Source organism: Yaniella sp. (assembly GCF_030453185.1).
GTDB lineage: Bacteria > Actinomycetota > Actinomycetes > Actinomycetales > Micrococcaceae > Yaniella.
The window spans coordinates 1-17,183 of sequence record NZ_JAKDKW010000025.1 but is presented as its reverse complement, the minus strand read 5'-3'; the positions used below and the strand labels follow the sequence as shown (position 1 = coordinate 17,183).

General features: G+C 57.4%; 15 protein-coding genes. 5 read left to right on the top strand and 10 right to left on the bottom strand.

The features are described from left to right. Window positions 1-40 precede the first annotated feature (40 nt). On the bottom strand, window positions 41-214 hold the full coding sequence (locus L0H14_RS05580) for a helix-turn-helix domain-containing protein (RefSeq protein WP_301418898.1): 174 nt from the start codon (window positions 212-214) through the stop codon (window positions 41-43). 152 nt (window positions 215-366) lie between these two features. Next, on the bottom strand, window positions 367-1,605 hold the full coding sequence (locus tag L0H14_RS05575; RefSeq protein WP_301418884.1) for an acetoin utilization protein AcuC: 1,239 nt from the start codon (window positions 1,603-1,605) through the stop codon (window positions 367-369). 132 nt (window positions 1,606-1,737) lie between these two features. Between L0H14_RS05575 and L0H14_RS05570 the strand changes: the two genes are divergently transcribed. Genes L0H14_RS05570 through L0H14_RS05560 form a run of 3 tightly spaced genes read left to right on the top strand, consistent with a single transcriptional unit; the run spans window position 1,738 to window position 5,213 of the window. Continuing rightward, entirely contained in the window at window positions 1,738-3,114 is a 1,377-nt protein-coding gene (locus L0H14_RS05570; RefSeq protein ID WP_301418886.1) for a TrkH family potassium uptake protein, read from the top strand. Further along, the gene (locus L0H14_RS05565) at window positions 3,107-3,766 is read left to right on the top strand and encodes a TrkA family potassium uptake protein (protein ID WP_301421477.1); all 660 of its coding nucleotides are present in this window, start codon (window positions 3,107-3,109) and stop codon (window positions 3,764-3,766) included. Before L0H14_RS05570 ends, L0H14_RS05565 begins: the two co-directional genes overlap by 8 nt. Before the next feature lie 37 nt (window positions 3,767-3,803). Next, window positions 3,804-5,213: an NAD(P)/FAD-dependent oxidoreductase gene (locus L0H14_RS05560; RefSeq protein WP_301418890.1), complete on the top strand. Its 1,410-nt coding sequence runs from the start codon at window positions 3,804-3,806 to the stop codon at window positions 5,211-5,213. Window positions 5,214-5,225: 12 nt separating this feature from the next. On the opposite strand, the gene proC is transcribed toward L0H14_RS05560, so the two are convergent. The 6 genes from proC to L0H14_RS05530 are packed head-to-tail and all read right to left on the bottom strand — an operon-like array spanning window position 5,226 to window position 13,155. After that, the gene (proC, locus tag L0H14_RS05555) at window positions 5,226-6,041 is read right to left on the bottom strand and encodes a pyrroline-5-carboxylate reductase (protein WP_301418892.1); all 816 of its coding nucleotides are present in this window, start codon (window positions 6,039-6,041) and stop codon (window positions 5,226-5,228) included. Then, window positions 6,042-6,854, bottom strand: a complete 813-nt coding sequence (locus tag L0H14_RS05550) for a sugar phosphate isomerase/epimerase (protein WP_301418894.1) — start codon at window positions 6,852-6,854, stop codon at window positions 6,042-6,044. Then, window positions 6,847-7,884, bottom strand: coding sequence for a Ppx/GppA family phosphatase (locus tag L0H14_RS05545; protein ID WP_301421476.1), 1,038 nt, complete (start codon window positions 7,882-7,884; stop codon window positions 6,847-6,849). Before L0H14_RS05545 ends, L0H14_RS05550 begins: the two co-directional genes overlap by 8 nt. Before the next feature lie 7 nt (window positions 7,885-7,891). After that, window positions 7,892-10,618, bottom strand: coding sequence for a type I DNA topoisomerase (topA, locus tag L0H14_RS05540; protein ID WP_301419496.1), 2,727 nt, complete (start codon window positions 10,616-10,618; stop codon window positions 7,892-7,894). A gap of 36 nt (window positions 10,619-10,654) precedes the next feature. Continuing rightward, window positions 10,655-12,238 (bottom strand): methyltransferase, encoded by a 1,584-nt coding sequence (locus L0H14_RS05535; protein WP_301419497.1) that lies wholly within the window; start codon window positions 12,236-12,238, stop codon window positions 10,655-10,657. After that, window positions 12,238-13,155 (bottom strand): rhodanese-related sulfurtransferase, encoded by a 918-nt coding sequence (locus L0H14_RS05530; RefSeq protein ID WP_301419498.1) that lies wholly within the window; start codon window positions 13,153-13,155, stop codon window positions 12,238-12,240. Before L0H14_RS05530 ends, L0H14_RS05535 begins: the two co-directional genes overlap by 1 nt. A gap of 138 nt (window positions 13,156-13,293) precedes the next feature. On the opposite strand from L0H14_RS05530, the gene L0H14_RS05525 reads away from it, so the two are divergent. Continuing rightward, window positions 13,294-14,055 carry a GNAT family N-acetyltransferase gene (locus L0H14_RS05525; RefSeq protein WP_301419499.1) on the top strand — a complete coding sequence of 254 codons (762 nt, stop codon included), beginning with the start codon at window positions 13,294-13,296 and terminating at the stop codon, window positions 14,053-14,055. Window positions 14,056-14,140: 85 nt separating this feature from the next. Next, the gene (locus L0H14_RS05520) at window positions 14,141-16,438 is read left to right on the top strand and encodes a DEAD/DEAH box helicase (RefSeq protein WP_336621700.1); all 2,298 of its coding nucleotides are present in this window, start codon (window positions 14,141-14,143) and stop codon (window positions 16,436-16,438) included. Here L0H14_RS05520 and L0H14_RS05515 read toward each other — a convergent pair. Further along, window positions 16,401-16,757 (bottom strand): Rv3654c family TadE-like protein, encoded by a 357-nt coding sequence (locus tag L0H14_RS05515; protein ID WP_301419500.1) that lies wholly within the window; start codon window positions 16,755-16,757, stop codon window positions 16,401-16,403. The genes L0H14_RS05520 and L0H14_RS05515 overlap by 38 nt on opposite strands. After that, on the bottom strand, window positions 16,739-17,183 hold a 445-nt coding region (locus L0H14_RS05510), incomplete at its 5' end, for a TadE family type IV pilus minor pilin (RefSeq protein ID WP_301421475.1). The genes L0H14_RS05510 and L0H14_RS05515, both read right to left, overlap by 19 nt.

The window sequence follows — 17,183 nt, the reverse complement described above, 5'->3', positions numbered from 1 at the left end:
ACCGCCCGGTAAGGCGGTTCTGAAATCCTGTGCGTTGAGGTTATTCGTCGGTACCGGTAGCCACATCGGTATCGGAGACGATGGATTCCACTGCTTCTAAGGGGACACGGTACGAGCGTCCGAATCGCACAGCCGGTAGTTCACCTGCGTGAATCATCCGGTACACCGTCATCCGAGAGACTCGCATCATGTCTGCGACTTCGGTGACCGTCATGAATTTGGCATTTGCGAAATTCTCCGCCACGTTTGTTACTCCTTTAACGTTCCCACTGAGGTCGGGGTTCTACGCCTGAGGGGAAGTTCAGAATGTAGGCGGCAACCACCATTACATTAATAATAGCTTACGTCATCAAATACAAGGTTTCGTTAGTCGAACCACGGGTCCAATCCGTGCATCGGAAATACGGCTTTACGGGTTGCCATAATCGACTGGTCAGTGGCATCTGCGGGGTCGTATCCGACCTCCCACGAACGCCACCATACGTCCACACCGTCGGACATCGAAGACACGACGTCATCGGTAGCCAAGCCCAATTCTTGCGAGACGAGCTCCCGCCATTCCATTGGAATTTCGGTTATTAGTGGTATCGGCGTGTCGGCAGCTATTCCAATCAAGTGTGCCCACGCACGGGGTACGACCTTCACTGGGCTATATCCGCCACCACCCAGGGCTAACCATTTTCCGCCAGCGAAATCTTCTGCCCAGTCTGAGGCATCAATCATCAGCTGGCGTTGCCCATCAACCGATAGGTTTAAATCCGCTAGCGGATCATGTCTGTGGCCGTCTGCACCGTGCTGGGTCACCAGAACTTGCGGCCCAAAGGAGCGCAACAGCTGTGGCACGACGGCGTGGACGGCGCGTAGATATCCTGCGTCCCCGACCGAAGCAGGGACCGCTACGTTTACGGCGTATCCTTCGGCTTGCGGGCCACCAAAGTCTTTGGCGAAACCGGTCCCGGGAAACAACAACAGGCCGGTCTCGTGGACCGAGATGGTTAACACTCGAGGGTCATTCACAAAGGCTTGCTCCACGCCATCGCCGTGATGAGCATCGAGGTCGACATAGGCGATGCGCTCAGCACCTTGATCCAGCATGTGTTGAACGGCCAGTGCGGCGTCGTTATAGATACAAAAGCCAGACGCCATTGAGCGTTGCGCGTGGTGCATACCACCGGCAAAGTTTACGGCACGGTCTACTTGTCCCGACCAAATGGCTTTGGCTGCGGCAAGCGATCCCCCGGCAATACGCGCTGATGACTCATGCAGATCAGCAAACACCGGGCAGTCCTCTGTCCCGAGTCCTACTGCCTCATAAACGCTGGCGATATTGGCGATAGTTGCAGGATCTGTGGAGTTCGCATCGGATGAGGCAGCTCGCACCTGGGCGATGTAATCGATCGAGTGGATGGTGGCTAGCTCGGCGTCCGTAGCAACCGGGGGTTTGACCTGCAGAAGTCTTTCCCGGTCTAACACGCCCAGTGTTTTTGCAAGGCGGTGGGTCAGTTTGAGGCGCACCGGGTTCATGGGATGGGTGTCTGAAAAGCGGTAGTTCAGAAACGCGTCATCCCACACCAGAGCACTACGGGGTCCAGCTGTGTTTTCCATCACTGACTAGCGTATGTTGTTGGGCCCACAGGGCGACCCAAAGCTACCTTTATGACATTTTGCCGGTTCGACACGACCGGACAGGGCTGGTCGGATCCGAGTTAAAGGACGAAGATAGGACCAGTGAAACAGTTGCGGTCTAGACCAGGTGCACGACTCCACCACAACGGTGGGGCTGGTTTAGCGCGCAGGCTTTCGGGGCTGGTGACCTCAGCACCGGCTCGAACGGCTGCGGTTATGTTCGTCCTGGTCATAGCGTTATTTACCGCACTCTTGGCCATGCCATTTTCGTCGGCCACCGGTGAACCAACCGCGCTGGTTGATGCTGCAGTGACCGCAACTTCGGCGGTGACTGTGACCGGATTGACCTCGGTACCTACTGCGGACCATTTTTCTTTGACCGGTCAGCTGTTGATTCTGGCGGCCATTCAACTTGGTGGTCTGGGGATTGTCACGTTAGGCGCTTGGCTGACGATGCTGGTGTCGCGCAGATTATCACTGCGTTCTAAAATCCTCTCGGTGGAGTCGTTGGGAGTGTCGGGGCTTGGCGAGGCCCCCGCGCTGTTACTCACGGTGCTGATCTTTACGTTGAGCATCGAAGCAATGCTGGCAGCAGTCATGTTGCCGGTGTTCATTGGCCAGCTGGGCCCAGGCCAAGGAGTGTTTCACGCGGTCTTCTACGCTATTTCCTCCTTCTCGAACGCCGGTTTCACACTGAGCACCGCCACGCTGGACCATCCGCTCCTCATGACCACCATAAATGTTGGCGTCTTTGCCGGATCGTTAGGCTTTCCCGTGGTCTATATGCTGTATCGGATGCTCTTTCGCAAAGCCCGAATGAATCTCCACACCCGGCTGACGCTCGAAGTGACCCTCATTCTGTTGATCGGCGGGGCCGTGCTCATGGCGGTGTTTGAATGGAATAACCCCGACACCCTCGGATCAATGGGCACTACTGAAAAGCTCCACAGCGCTCTGTTTGCTTCTGGCATGACACGTTCCGGAGGGTTCAACATTTATGACGTCGCTGACCAAACTGATCAGTCACTGTTGGTCACCAATGTTTTGATGTTTATCGGTGGCGGCTCGGGATCAACCGCCGGTGGCATTAAAGTTACGACCCTGGCTGTGTTGTTGTTGGCGATTCTCACTGAGATTCGCGGTGACGAGCACGTACGCATTCACCGCCGCGAGATCTCCGACACTACGGTCCGTGTGGCGGTCGCCGTAGTAGCCGCTGGTGCGCTATTAGTTTTGACATCGGTAGTCGCCCTCACTGTGGTAACCGGCAAAGACCTCCAAACAACCCTCTTTGAGGCATTGTCGGCTTTCGGCACCGTAGGTTTGAGCAATGGCCTCACCGCCAGTGCCCCAGAGTCTGGTCAATGGATTCTGGCGGCCCTCATGTTCATCGGTCGTATCGGGACGATCAGCTTCGCCGCTGGTTTGGCTACCCGACACAGGCCAACCCGTTATCGTTATCCAGCTGAAAGGCCGATCATTGGTTAAACATTCTGATTCTCCGGTATTAGTCATTGGTTTGGGCCGATTCGGCTCCGCCCTGGCCGAGGAGCTGACCGAATCCGGCCAAGACCTCATGGCTGTGGAAGCGGATCGGGCCATCGTGCAGCGCTATATGGGTGAGTTCACTTCGGTCGTCCAGGCGGATGCCACAGACATCGCTGCTCTCGAGCAATTGGGAGCCGCCCAGTTCAAGACCGCCGTCGTCGGTATTGGCACTTCAATTGAAAATTCCGTACTGACGGTGGCAAATCTGGTGGATTTGGGAGTCGAGACTATTTGGGCAAAAGCCATTACCCGGGTCCACGGTGAAATTCTGACCCGCCTCGGGGCAGCGAACGTGATCTTTCCGGAACAAGATGCGGGCGAACGTACCGCCCACCTATTGGCCGGAACCATGCGCAACTTCACAGAATTTTCGCCGGGCTATGCCCTGGCGAACATCAGTACGCCAAAGGCCTTGGCCGGTAAGACGATGCAGACGTTGCGCATCAAGGATCGATACGGAGTCACCATTGTGGCTCTGGAACACGATGAGGAATTCCAGAGCGTCGACCCGCACACCGAATTACGCGAGGGACAAAATATGATCGTGGCCGGTCCGACTGAACGCGTCGATAACTTTGCCAAACGCATATAATGGCGACGTCGAGTATCAACAGAAAGTCTGATCGTACATGATGCACGCCGCGGTAGTTGGTTCCGGGCCCAATGGATTGGCTGCGGCTCTCACCTTGGCCAAGGCCGGTGTCGAGGTGACCGTTTATGAGGCCGCAGAATCTCCAGGTGGTGGGGCACGTTCGACTCAGGCAACACTCGATGGACTGGTCCACGATCACTGCGCAGGTTTTCATCCGCTCGCGGTAGACAATGCCTTCACCAAGTTCGCCCAGTTGGAAGAATACGGCTTGCAGTGGGCATGGCCAGAAGTCCAATACGCCCATCCACTAGATGACGGCGACGGCGCAGCCGCCTATCGGTCCGTCGCACAGACCGCCGAAGGCTTGCAGGATCCGTCGTGGAAACATCTGTTTGGGTCCCTCACTGAGCAGTTTCCCACAATCACCCGGGATTTTTTACAACCGATGCTGCGGTTGCCCGATGCTCCGTTGCAATTTGCCAATTTTGGGCTGCGCGCAGGACTTCCAGCGAATGTATTGGCTCGACTGTTGCGCAATGAACGTTCCAGAGCACTCTTTGCCGGTGTGGCTGCTCATGCCTTCCGTCCTTTGCAGTCATTTGGTTCAGCGGCCATCGGTGTTGCCCTAGCAAGTGCTGGTCACGCTTACGGGTGGCCGGTCGCCAAGGGCGGTTCCTCGGCGATCGTGGACGCCATGCTCAAGGCGTTGTACGCCCACGGTGGCCAGGTTGTCACCGGCACACGGATCTCCACGGCTGCTCAATTACCGGACGCAGATATCGTCATGCTCAACACGGCACCGGGGGCGGCAGCTGACATTATGGGGTCAGAAATCCCTCAGAGAGTCAGCAAACAGCTTCACACCTTCCGCCACGGAGCGGCAGCCGCGACCGTGAGTCTTGCGGTCGAAGGTGGCATCCCATGGACATATGCGCCGGCTCGTGCAGCCGGGACCGTGCACGTTGGTGGAACATTTTCTGAGATCGCGTTTGTGGAACGACAGGTAACCAACGGTGTCATGCCGCGAAATCCGTTTGTACTAGTGGGCCAGCAATCGGTGGCCGACGCCTCGCGTGGCCGGGATACCGTTCATCCGGTGGATGCTTATGCTCACGTGCCAGCCGGCTACCCGCACGACGTTACCGAAGAGATTGTGCGTCAGATCGAACGGTTTGCCCCGGGGGTTCGCGACCGGATTGTCGCCAGTAGTTCGCGCACCACGGCTGATCTTGCCGTTGAAAACCCAAATTTTGTTGGCGGTGACATCGTCACCGGGTCTAATGCGTTTGATCAGCTGCTGTTTCGTCCACGACCTGCCCTGAATCCCTATCGTCTCGGAGCATCGGGCGCGTATTTGTGTTCGGCAGCCACTCCCCCGGGCGCCGGTGCCCACGGAATGGCCGGCTACAATGCAGCCACTGCGGCGTTAGCCGAGCTCAACCGCTGAACGACCCGGAGACTATGCTCCCAGTTCTTCGGATCGGGTGACATTGGCTTTGAGCGCGTCAACGATCAGCTGGTCGAATCCGGCGGCGTCCATGGACTGGAGCGCGGCTTCGGTTACCCCACCTTCAGTAGCGATCGAATCCTCCAGCGCGGTTGGCTCAGCGTCAGGGGTTTCCAGCATCGCGCCGGCACCCACAACGGTCAACCGGGCAAGCTCCTGAGCCGTGGCTGCATCCAATCCCAGTTCTGCACCGGCCCGGGCGAGTGCATTCGTGAACCGGAAAACATAGCCGGGGCCAGAACCTGCCATGGCGGCAACCAGGTTGAGGTCTTTTTCGGCCACGTGGAACACGGTGCCAGAACCGGCAAAGACCGCATCGACTTGCTCGACCTGTGCATCGGTGACGGTAGCACCCCGGGCCATTCCCACCACGCCCTTGCCCACGGTCAACGCAACGTTTGGCATGGTTCGGATAAGTGGTTGGTCCTGCGGGAGTGCATCGGCCAGGGTCGCCAGAGTGGTTCCGGCGGCAACCGAGACGACGGTCGCATCCGACGCCAAGGCTGATGCTAATCCTTCGGCGGTGGCTACCATCTGCGGTGGCTTGACGCCTAACACCACAATATCGGCGTTGGCGACGGCGTCGTTGTTGGCTTCGGGATTTCCTTCGGTCGCGATGACTTCGATACCAAACTCTGCGCTGCGCTGTACGGCTGAGGCTTGGGAATGCGTCGTGGCGGTGACGTTGGTGGCTTCGAAACCACCGGCCAGTAGCCCGGCGAGGATCGCCGAGTTCAGGTGTCCCAAACCGATGAAACTGATGCGCACTTAGTCTTCTCCTTGCGTTGTGGGGGTTCGTGCCAGATGTTTCCGAGCAAAGGCGAGAGACTCGGCTAGCATTTCTTCGCGATGCCCCGGATATTTTTGTCCGCGGGTCGATACTTCCACACAGACGGCGCCGTCATAATCACTGGCGGCAATATGATGCAGGGACTCGACCACCCGCTGGTGACCGTATCCTGGGAGCAGATGCTCATCTGCGGTGCCCCTCCCCGACCCATCGGTCAGGTGCACATGTGCCAGCCGGGAACCCAACAGTTTGATCGCTGCCAGGGAATCCATCTTGGAGGTAGCGGCGTGCGAGAAATCCCAGGTGACGTAGTCGTAGTCCTGTGGAATGGGGTCGTGATGCGGCAGATACATCTTAATTTCGCTCCCCGAAACTCGCCACGGGTACATATTTTCCACCGCGATCGTCACCCCGGTGGCCTCCATGATGTCGCGGATGCCGGTGGCAAACTCGAACGCGTACGAGCCCTGCCAACGAAACGGTGGATGCACGACCACGATTTCGGCGCCAAGCTCGCGGGCCAGGTCTGCCGCACGAGCTACCTTGTTCCAGGCTGAGCCCCACACCTGTTGGGTGAAGAGCAGCGTGGGCGCGTGCACGGCATGGATCGGCATCGAATGGCGGTAGGAAAGTTCGTTGAGTTTCGTGGGATTGTGGGTCCACCGATTTTGGGTGACCATGATTTCTACGCCGTCATAGCCAAGATCTTCAGCCATCGCAAACACATGTTGGGGTGCTAACGAAAAGATCGACGAGGTCGATAAGGTCACCGGGATTTCTGGTTTAGCCACCGCCAACTCCTAGCGAGAAACCGGGTCGTTGATCATCCGAAGTCAGGTCCACGCCTTCGACCCAGGCGTTCTCGCTGGTTTCAACCACACGCCCCTGCACGCGCAGAGCGTCCAACCGACCCAGGATCAGACCTTCTCGCAGTGCCCAGGGACAGATCCTAAGTTTCTTGATGCCGAATACTTCCATGGCGGCTTGTGCAACCATGCCGCCGGCCAGGACCTGGCGGGCGCGCATATCGGAGACGCCAGGTAACTGGGCGCGTTGTGTTTCGGACATGACGGCCATCGTCCTGATCCATGTTCCGAGATCTTTCTGACGCAATTTGCGTGGCACAAAGAGTCCCTCAGTCGATGGTGCTGCTCCGGCTAGGCGGGCCAGTGAGCGGAACGTCTTAGATGTTCCCGTCACCACGGTGTTTTCTGGTAATTCGGTGGGAAAGAGGCCGCGGTATTCCTCAAGAACTTCGTGGATGTATTGGCGCAGGTTGGCGACCTGATCGCTGCTTGGCGGATCGGGGTGATCAAAATAGTTTTTGGTTAACCGTTGGGCGCCCAAGGGTACCGAGACGGCTGTGGTGGGGAGTTCATCGGTCCCGAAGGACATTTCAAATGACCCACCTCCGATGTCAAAATTCAGCAGATTTTCAACGTGCCAACCGTGCCACCGACGGACCGCAAAATAGGTCATCGCCGCTTCCTGATCGCCCGACAACACGGTGAGATGCACGCCGGTTTCTTCACCGATGCGTTCGAGCACTTTCTTCCCATTTGCCGCATCTCGAATCGCCGAGGTGCAAAAGCTGATCATATCGGCTGCTCCGTTCGCTTTTGCAAACGCAACCGCACCATTGATGAACTCGACCAGGCTGGCCTGGCCCTGCTCGGTAATCGCGCCGTCGTCGTCCAGGTGCTGAATCAATGACATGGGGCGCTTATGATCCGCATAGGCGTTTGGGCGTGCCCCAGGAAACGCATCCACCAACAGCAGGTGGATGGTGTTTGACCCGATGTCCAATACTCCTAGGCGCATGGCTGGCCTACTTCTTCTTCGCTTTCGAGGCTGGGCCCTTAGCCCGTTTTTCGGCGAGCATTTCAAAGGCCTGACCTTCGGTCACCTGTTCTGGGGCCGTTCCGCGCGGCACCGTGACATTGGTGGCGCCATCGGTGATGTATGGACCAAATCGGCCGTCTTTGATAACAACTTTCTTGCCCGATGACGGATCGTTTCCAAACTCGGCGATCGGTGGTTTTGCTTGTCCACGGCCACGGCGCTGTTTGGGTTTCGAGTAGATTTCCTCGGCTTCCGCCAGCGTGATGGTAAACAATTGTTCTTCGGATTCCAGTGACCGCGAATCGGAGCCCTTGCGCATATACGGACCGAAGCGGCCGTTTTGAGCGGTAATTTCTTCACCGTCGGCGGCTGTCCCCAGACTGCGCGGCAGCGACAAAATCTTGCGCGCGTCGTCGAGGGTCATCGTGGCGATTTCCATGCCTTTGAGCAGCGAACCAGTCTTCGGTTTTGGTTTCTTCGGGGCCTTCTTAGGCTTCTTGCGGCCGTTCTTGTAATACTCATCGGGTTGAGCATCTTTGTGCGCCTGGATTTGTTCTTCGGTCAGCTCCGGAATGATCTGGGTGACGTACGGTCCGTAACGACCGTCCTTGGCCACCAGTTCGTATCCGGTATCGGGATCTGTGCCCAGCGGCCGTTCTGAGGGGCCTGCGGTTTCAATCATTTCGGTGGCGACTTCGCTGGTGAGCTCATCCGGTGCCATCTCTTCTGGCACATTGGCACGTTGCGGGTCGCTGCCTTCTTCGGCATCAGCCGGCAGTGCCTGTTCCAGATATGGGCCATAGCGCCCCACACGCAGGGTGATGCCCTCGGCAACCGGTATCGAGTTGATCGCTCGAGCGTCAATATCGCCGAGATTTTCCACGGTATGTTTGAGGCCCGCAGCGGTTTGTTCCGAACCGAAGTAGAAGCCAGCCAACCAGTCTTGCCGGTCCATCTGGCCGGCGGCAATCTGGTCGAGGTCGTCTTCCATTCGAGCGGTGAACGTGTAGTCCACATAGCGTCCGAAGTGCTCTTCGAGCAGTCGAATCACTGAGAACGCGGTCCACGAAGGGACCAGCGCGGAACCGCGTTTGCGAACATACCCACGGTCGACAATCGTCGAGATGGTTGGCGCATAGGTGGAAGGTCGGCCGATTTCGCGTTTCTCAAGTTCCGCAACCAGGGAGGCTTCCGTATACCGCGATGGTGGCGTGGTCTCGTGGCCTTCGGCTTCAACGTCGCGTGCTTCCAGGATCTGAGATTCAGCCATGTCCGGCAAACGTGCGTCGTCACGGGTCTGTTTTTCACCCGGCACAGATTTCTGATCGGATTCATAGGCTTTCATAAAGCCCAGGACGGTGATGACGGTTCCAGAGGCTGAGAACTCGGCAACGCGCGGGGTTGCTTCAGCTGACGTGCCGGCAATTTTTACCGTGGCGGTATAACCGGTGGCGTCAACCATCTGGGAAGCAACGGTGCGCTTCCAGATGAGTTCGTAGAGGCGAAACTCATCTGCGGTCAACGAGTTTTTGACCATCGACGGCGTCCGGAAGTAATCGCCCGATGGACGAATGGCTTCGTGAGCTTCTTGTGCTGCCGCATTCCGGGAAGCGTAGTAGCGCGGTTTATCCGGTACCATTTCGCCACCGTAGAGCTCGGTCGCCTGTTTACGTGCCGCCGAGATGGCTTGCGAGGAGAGGATGACCGAGTCGGTACGCATGTAGGTGATGTAACCGTTTTCGTACAACCGCTGGGCAACCTGCATGGTCACTCGAGACGTGAAGCGCAGGCGCCGCGAGGCTTCCTGCTGCAGCGTCGACGTGGTGAACGGAGCAGCCGGACGACGACGATAGGGTTTGTCCTCTAACGAGGTGATCGTGAACTCGGCGCTTTCCAAACCGCCGGCCAACGATTGAGCGGATGCCTGGTCTAGGTGGACCACATCGGCTTTAGGTTTTAGCTGTCCGTCGTCGTTAAAGTCACGGCCCGTAGCTACGCGGGCATCATCGATGGCCGAGAGTTTAGCGGCGAAAGATTCCTCCGCGTCGGTGAAAAAGTTTGCCGTGATATCCCAGTAAGACGCGGGCACAAAGGCCATGCGCTCGCGTTCCCGTTCAACGACCAAGCGGGTCGCGACCGACTGAACTCGACCGGCAGAAAGTCCTGGACCAACTTTGCGCCAGAGGACCGGCGAGATCTCATAACCGTATAACCGGTCCAAAATACGACGGGTTTCTTGCGCGTCAACGAGGTCGGTATCGAGTTCACGAATATTTTCTAGAGCGCGTTCGATACCTTCTTCGGTAATTTCGGTGAACGCCATGCGGTAGACCGGGACCTTTGGTTTCAGCACCTCGAGGAGGTGCCAAGCGATTGCTTCACCTTCCCGGTCAGCATCTGTTGCCAGATAGAGTTCGTCGGCGGTCTTGAGCGCTTTTCGAAGTTCGGTGACCTTCTTTTTCTTATTGTCTGCAACCACGTAATAGGGCTCGAAGCCGTCGTCGGTATCCACCGCGAATTTGCCGTAGGGGCCCTTTTTCATGTCAGTGGGGAGATCGGATGGTCGAGGCAGGTCACGAATGTGTCCTACCGAAGAATCGACAATCCAACCGTCACCGAGAAACTTGGCGATGGAACGGCTCTTTGCCGGAGACTCCACGATCACCAGTTTGGTGGTATCACCATTGGTTGGTGCAGAACTTTTTGCGCTCACGTGGCTCCTTTTCGTTGAAGCAGCTTCAACACTAATCTAGCTGGTCGTTGTTTCAGGGTCGTACACTTCGAGGAATCCGTCAACGTATAATGCCGTGATTTCGGCTCGAAGTGCAGCGGTCTGCTCGTCGTCTAATGATAGTAATCCTGCCACGGCCGCAACGATTTGTCCGACTGACAACTCGCCGTCAGCCGCACCGAGCACCGCGGCAGTGGCCGTATCCAACCGCACATGACGGCCAAACCCCACTCCTGAGCGCGCCATGAGCACCTCTGGGTGTTCGGCCCCAAAACGCTGATACTGCTCATAGGTTACCCACTGCGGAGCAACCAGATGCATATCAGCTAGGGCCCAGTCCTGTGCTGTCGCACCGGCGGATGTTTGTGCACTATATACGGTGTCATACTTTTCAACCGACGCCGTCCAGGCAGCTGCCACCGGCTGATGGACGGGACCGGTCAGGTATTCAAATTTGTGCAACGGTGCGGTGGCCTCACGTCTACGTAACCACACCCAGCCCACACCAATTTGGGTGACACCCCGAGCTTCGAAATCTTCGAGATAGCGCTCATAGGCGTCGGCGTAACTAGCACGGTTGAGATGCTCAGAGGAGTCTTGCAACCAGATTTCAGCATACTGTGCCGGATCCGCACTAGAGCGTTGAATCGCCCAGATGTCGAGGTCTTCAGCAGGCCAGGTTTCCAGGCGGTCGTGCCAATGACCGCGACCGAACATTTCCCAGTTAGCTAACATCACCGCTTGTCCGCCCGGGGCGAGCACGCGGTCAATATTGGAAATAAGTTCCTTGACGAACTGATCACCGGTCTGCCCGGTTTCACGGTATGTGTGCGTGATTTTGGCTTGTGAAGGTGCGATAACAAACGGTGGATTCGTAGCGATAAGATCAAACGTTTGACCGGCCACTGGGTCCAGCATGTTGCCGGCCCGCACGGTTACACGGTCTTGCAGGCGGTGCGGGTCCACGTTGAGTTGTTGGGCGTTGAGCAGAATGTTAAACACCGCGAAATCCAGGGCCCGCTGCGATATGTCAGTGATGGTCACACGCTCAGCGTGCAGCAGCAGGTGCATCGCCTGGATGCCACAACCTGTGCCGAGGTCTAAAGCGGTCGTCACGGCGGTTCGCGGAGTGATTTCGGCAAGCGTGATCGAGGCTTTGCCTACGCCCAGGATGTGTTCTTCTGGTAACGAATGTCCGAGCTGCAGTGCCGTTTGGTCCGAGGCCACCCACATATCGCCGTGCTGATCCGTTGCATACGTCGAGATGTCTACGGTGGCGGCAACCTCGCCGTCGTCGGTGATGGTGACGATATTCAGATCAAGGGCACCATCCAGTGTCAGCTGGTCAAAGATCGTGTCGGCAAGCGACCGGCTGATGGGATCAGCCAGGAGAAAGCAGCTGATCAACCCGGCCAGAGGGTTGCCCTGAGCTAGCGGCTGGTCCAGAACACGGCGCGCGGGCAGGTGCTGGTCGCGGTCTAATGCAGCTGTGGCTGTTGGGCCGAGCAGGTCTGCGATATTGTCGAAGGAGTAGCCTGCGGCCACAAAATCCTGCCGCAACGCGCCAAGAGCGTTCGGATGGGCAGCGGGTGCTGGGTGCATTATTTCCTCGTCGAAGCAGTATGAGTCGTACAGGTTTCACATATGCGATCGGGTTGTTGGTCATGACAGGTCTGACAGACAACCGCTAGAGTTTTGCATCCTGGGTCAGCGCAGTTACGTAGTTCGGCGCTGGGCGCTTCGCACAGTAGACACGTGCCGATCACTTTGGGGGTATCGGAAAAATTCAGGGCCATGCGCTCATCGAAGACATACAGTGAACCCTCCCAGAGCCCTTCGTCTCCAAAGGCTTCACCGTAGCGCACGATGCCACCATCTATTTGGTAGAGCTCATTGAATCCGCGGTTGGCCATCAGCACGGTGAGCACTTCGCAGCGGATACCGCCGGTGCAATACGTAATGATCGGCTGATCTTTCAAATGATCATATTTACCGGATTCCAGTTCAGTAAGGAAATCGCGTGTTGTGGTGGTGTCTGGGACGACGGCGTTCTGAAATTTCCCAATTTGGGCTTCGAAAGCGTTGCGACCGTCAAAGAAGGTCACAGGATTGCCCTCGGCCTCACGCTGGGCTACCAGGTCGTTGACCTCTTGAGGTGACAGATGTGTGGCTGTGCCGAGCACCTGATTGCCTTCGGCAACTTGAACTTCTTCCGGGCGGTCAAAGGCCACCAGCTCCGGCTTCACCTTGACACTCAACCGAGGAAAATCGGCGTCGGAACCCTCTGACCATTTGACCTCGAGATCTTTAAATCCCCTGTAGCCTCGGGTCGACTTCACATACTCTTTGACCGCTTGAATGTTGCCCCCGACGGTACCGTTGATGCCGTGATCAGCGATGATGATGCGGCCGGTCAGGCCGAGACGTTTGCACAGTTCTTTTTGCCATAGGGCGACGGCCTGGGCATCGTCGATCGGGGCGAAATGATAATAGAGGGCAATTTTGGTTTGTGGATTCATCTGAGGCTATTCTTTTCGCATTCAGTGCGGTCAGGGTTACGGTTTATGAGCTTTCTTAAGGGTTACAAGTTGGTGACGCTTACGCAATGTGTCTACCCGTGGCTGGGCTTAGAGCGTGACTAAAGCTATTCTAGGACTATGGCTATCACTACTTCACTGACAGACGAACTTGCCACGGCCTGGCTCACCGGTCGTGCACGAATTCGAAACTATCACCTCACCACGCAGGGCAACATTCACGCTGCGCTGCGGACCCCGGAATCGGCCGAAGCCGGTGAAGACCTGTGGGAATACGTTGTCACGAATGCGTCAGACGATGTGCTGCAGGTCGTTGCCGGTGAGATTCTCAAGAACCCTACCCGTCAGTTAATCATCGCAGCTGACCTGCCAGAGGAGACGCAAGCTGCTGGCGTCACCGCACGAACTTACGCGGAGAAAACGAAGCTGCGTCCGATCGGTGTAGATGAGTTGGTGATGGTCACCGACATGAGTGAGCAGGATGTGGAAGAACCCATCGTGCCTGAACAATTTACCGCCGAGGTCGTCCGGAACGACGACTGGTACCTGGTGGCATTCCGTACCACCGAGGAATCCGAGGCCGGCCCGGATAAACTCGCTGCACGCGGCCGCGTCGCCGTCGTTGATGGTACCTACGCGGTATTCGACCAAATCTGGACGTCGCCTGATTTCCGCCGCCAAGGCTTGGGCTCCTTAACCATGCGTTACCTCAGCTCACTTGCATTGGAAAGTGATGTCGAAGAGGGATTGCTCATCGCCGGAGTGGAAGGCCAAGCCCTGTACTCGTACCTGGGTTGGACCGCCATCGGCGATGTTGTCGTGCTGGGCCACCCGGATGTTGATCCCAAAGATCAGTGGGCCACGCAAACCTTCGAACCATAAGCAGTAGCGGCCAATTCGCATTCAGCAGACAGGCGGTCACAACGACGCTGAGTCCTACCTGGCGGAGCTTCTTGGGTACTCACGTGTGCCGGACCAGCTGGTCCACACACGCGTGTTGCCGGAACGCACCGCCAGGTTTTCTGACTGGCCAGAACAGACTCCAAAACAATTTGTCGATGCTGTTGGTTCAACGGGCGTAACGCAACCGTTTGAGCATCAGGTGACTGCCGCGAACCACGCACTCCAAGGACGCCACGTGGTGCTGGCAACCGGAACGGCCTCGGGGAAATCGCTGGCGTATCAACTGCCGGTTGCTGCCGACGTCGCTGATGGAGTCTCCACCGCACTGTATCTCGCACCGACCAAAGCACTGGGCGCCGATCAGCTGGCCTCATGGCAGCATCTATCCGAACACGGCGTCTCGTGGTTGCGACCTGCTGCCTATGACGGCGACACGGATCCGTCTTCGCGCGCTTGGGCCCGTGAACACGCCAATGTGTTGGTAACCAATCCGGATATGTTGCACGTGGGTATCCTGCCCAATCACGGCGGCTGGGCAAAGTTTCTGCGCAACCTTAAATATGTGATTGTCGACGAAGCGCACACTTACCGTGGCGTTTTTGGCTCCCACGTGGCCGTTGTGTTGACTAGATTGCGCAGAATTTGTGCCAGTCTAGGGAATCATGAGGCAGTATTCATCGGTGCTTCAGCGACCTCTTCTGCCCCTGCAGAAAGTTTCTCCAAGTTGATCGGAACCTCAGCGGTGAGCGTCGAGGAGGACACCTCGGGCCATGGTGAAGTCGTGGTGGGCTTCTGGGAATCCGAGTTCTCTGGCGCGACCGGTGAACACGGTGCTCCCCTGCGACGTTCGCTTGTCGCAACCGGTGCAGATATGCTGTCTGATTTAGCCGTCAATTCGATCCGGTCGGTGGCGTTTATTCGTTCCCGCCGCGGCGCTGAGACCATGGCACAGATGGTCAAACGCAATCTGGCAGAAATTGATCCTTCGCTCCCCGGCCGTGCGGCTGCCTACCGGGCTGGGCTGTTGCCCGAGGAACGTCGCGACGTCGAAGAGCGGCTGAACAACGGCAAATTATTGGCCGTGTCGACGACGCCGGCACTAGAGCTGGGCATTGATATCGCAGGGCTCGACGGTGTGGTGGTTGCCGGCTGGCCAGGCACACGCGCCTCGTTTTTCCAACAGTTGGGTCGTGCTGGTCGTTCCGGACAACGTTCTATCGCCCTATACGTTGCCGGCGATGACCCCATGGACACCTACCTGGTCAACCACCCTCAGGCCGTCTTTGACCTCGCGGTTGAAGACAACGTGATCGATGCGCAAAACCCACACATCTTATCAGCTCACCTCTGTGCTGCGGCGGCAGAAATCCCCCTTCGGCCAGATGATCTCGATGACTTTGGGGATCCAGACCATATTCGGCACATCGTCGAAGACCTCACCGCGACCGGATATTTACGACGTCGTCCGGCCGGGTGGTACTGGACCCACGAACAGCATGCCGCTGCGATGATCAGCCTTCGAGATGCCGGTTCTGGTCCAATGCAGATTATTGATGGTGAAACCGGGGCGGTGTTAGGTTCCATTGGTTCAGAACAGGCACACTCCCAGACGCATCCGGGTGCGGTGTACGTGCACCAGGGACGCACCTGGGTGGTGGATGATCTCGATGAAGACCATGCCACCGTAGTGGTACTGCGTGCCGAGCCGGAATACTTTACCCAGGCCCGTGATGTTACCGATGTAGAAATACTCACCGAAGACGCACGAATCTATTCTGCCGATGACCAATTCGCCTGGGTGCATGGCCCGGTTAAAGTGACCAATCAGGTCGTGTCGTATCAGCGAAAAGATATTGCCAGCGGCCAGGTTATCGACGAAGAGCCGTTGGACCTCAGCGCACGCGAACTTTTCACCCAGGCCGTATGGTTTACTGCCCCGTCTGAACAGTTCGTGACCGCTGGGTTGACCACTGATCGACTCCCTGGTGCACTCCATGCCGCCGAGCACGCGATGATCGGTATGATGCCGCTGGTCGCGTCCAATGACCGGTGGGATATCGGCGGGGTTTCGCTGGTGCTGCATCCGGATACTGAGGCTCCGACCGTTTTTGTTTACGATGGTTATCCCGGTGGGGTGGGATTTGCTACCCGTGGATTTAGTCACGCTGCGACCTGGGTTATCGCAACCATGGAGGCCATTGAAAACTGCGGTTGTCCTGATGGCTGCCCTTCTTGTGTGCAATCGCCAAAGTGTGGGAATCGGAACTCGCCGCTGGATAAGGCCGGAGCCGTATTGGTTTTGCGTTTTGTCGCAGAGGCATTGACTAGGGCAGTTTCGGTCCCGCCCGAGATGCAGCAGTAGCATCCAGTCCGATCGGCGCACCAAGGGTCACTTCCACATAGGCAACTCCCGGGTCTTCGATCTGGCAGGCCGTCATTGAGGCTCCGTGCTCGATGATCGTTGATTCCGCCACGGCACACGGTTCCCCTATCATGAGTCCGCGTGCGGCATCGGCTGCCGATAACGCTGCCAAATCAGCGGCGACGGCTGCACGAGATGCCGCCACATGGACTTGTATCAGGGTGAGTGCTGCAGCGAAGAGCAACATCAAAGCGGCAAAGACGGTGAGCATCATGGCCGTTGAGGCGCCGTCGTCCTTGGTTATGGTTCTACGGTCCATTGGTTTGGTGCTTTCGCTTGGGCGGTGAGTTCGATGCTCGGTATCAAGCCGAGTGGCCCCGGAACGGGGCTGGTCAGTTCAACAGTTGCCCATTGACCCGACGACGACGTTGTCACACTGGTGGTAGTCGAGGTCATGGTTGTCACCGAGGTATTGATCGCACCGGGTGCTTCACCACGAGCCAGCTGACGGGCGGCGACTGCGGCTGCTTGGTGGAGTTTGGACTGGTGCATGCCGATCACCATGACGTTGACGAGCATGGCAATGACCAGTACGACGACGGGTAGAATGACCGCGAATTCAGCTGTGACCGAGCCTTCAGTGGATTTTTTTGATGGTTGCATGGTGACTCCCGAGGGGGCCCGGGCCGGTGCCCCCGCCGGGGCGTTTTTTGGTTTATAAAAACACAGCGCGTTGAAAGAGACC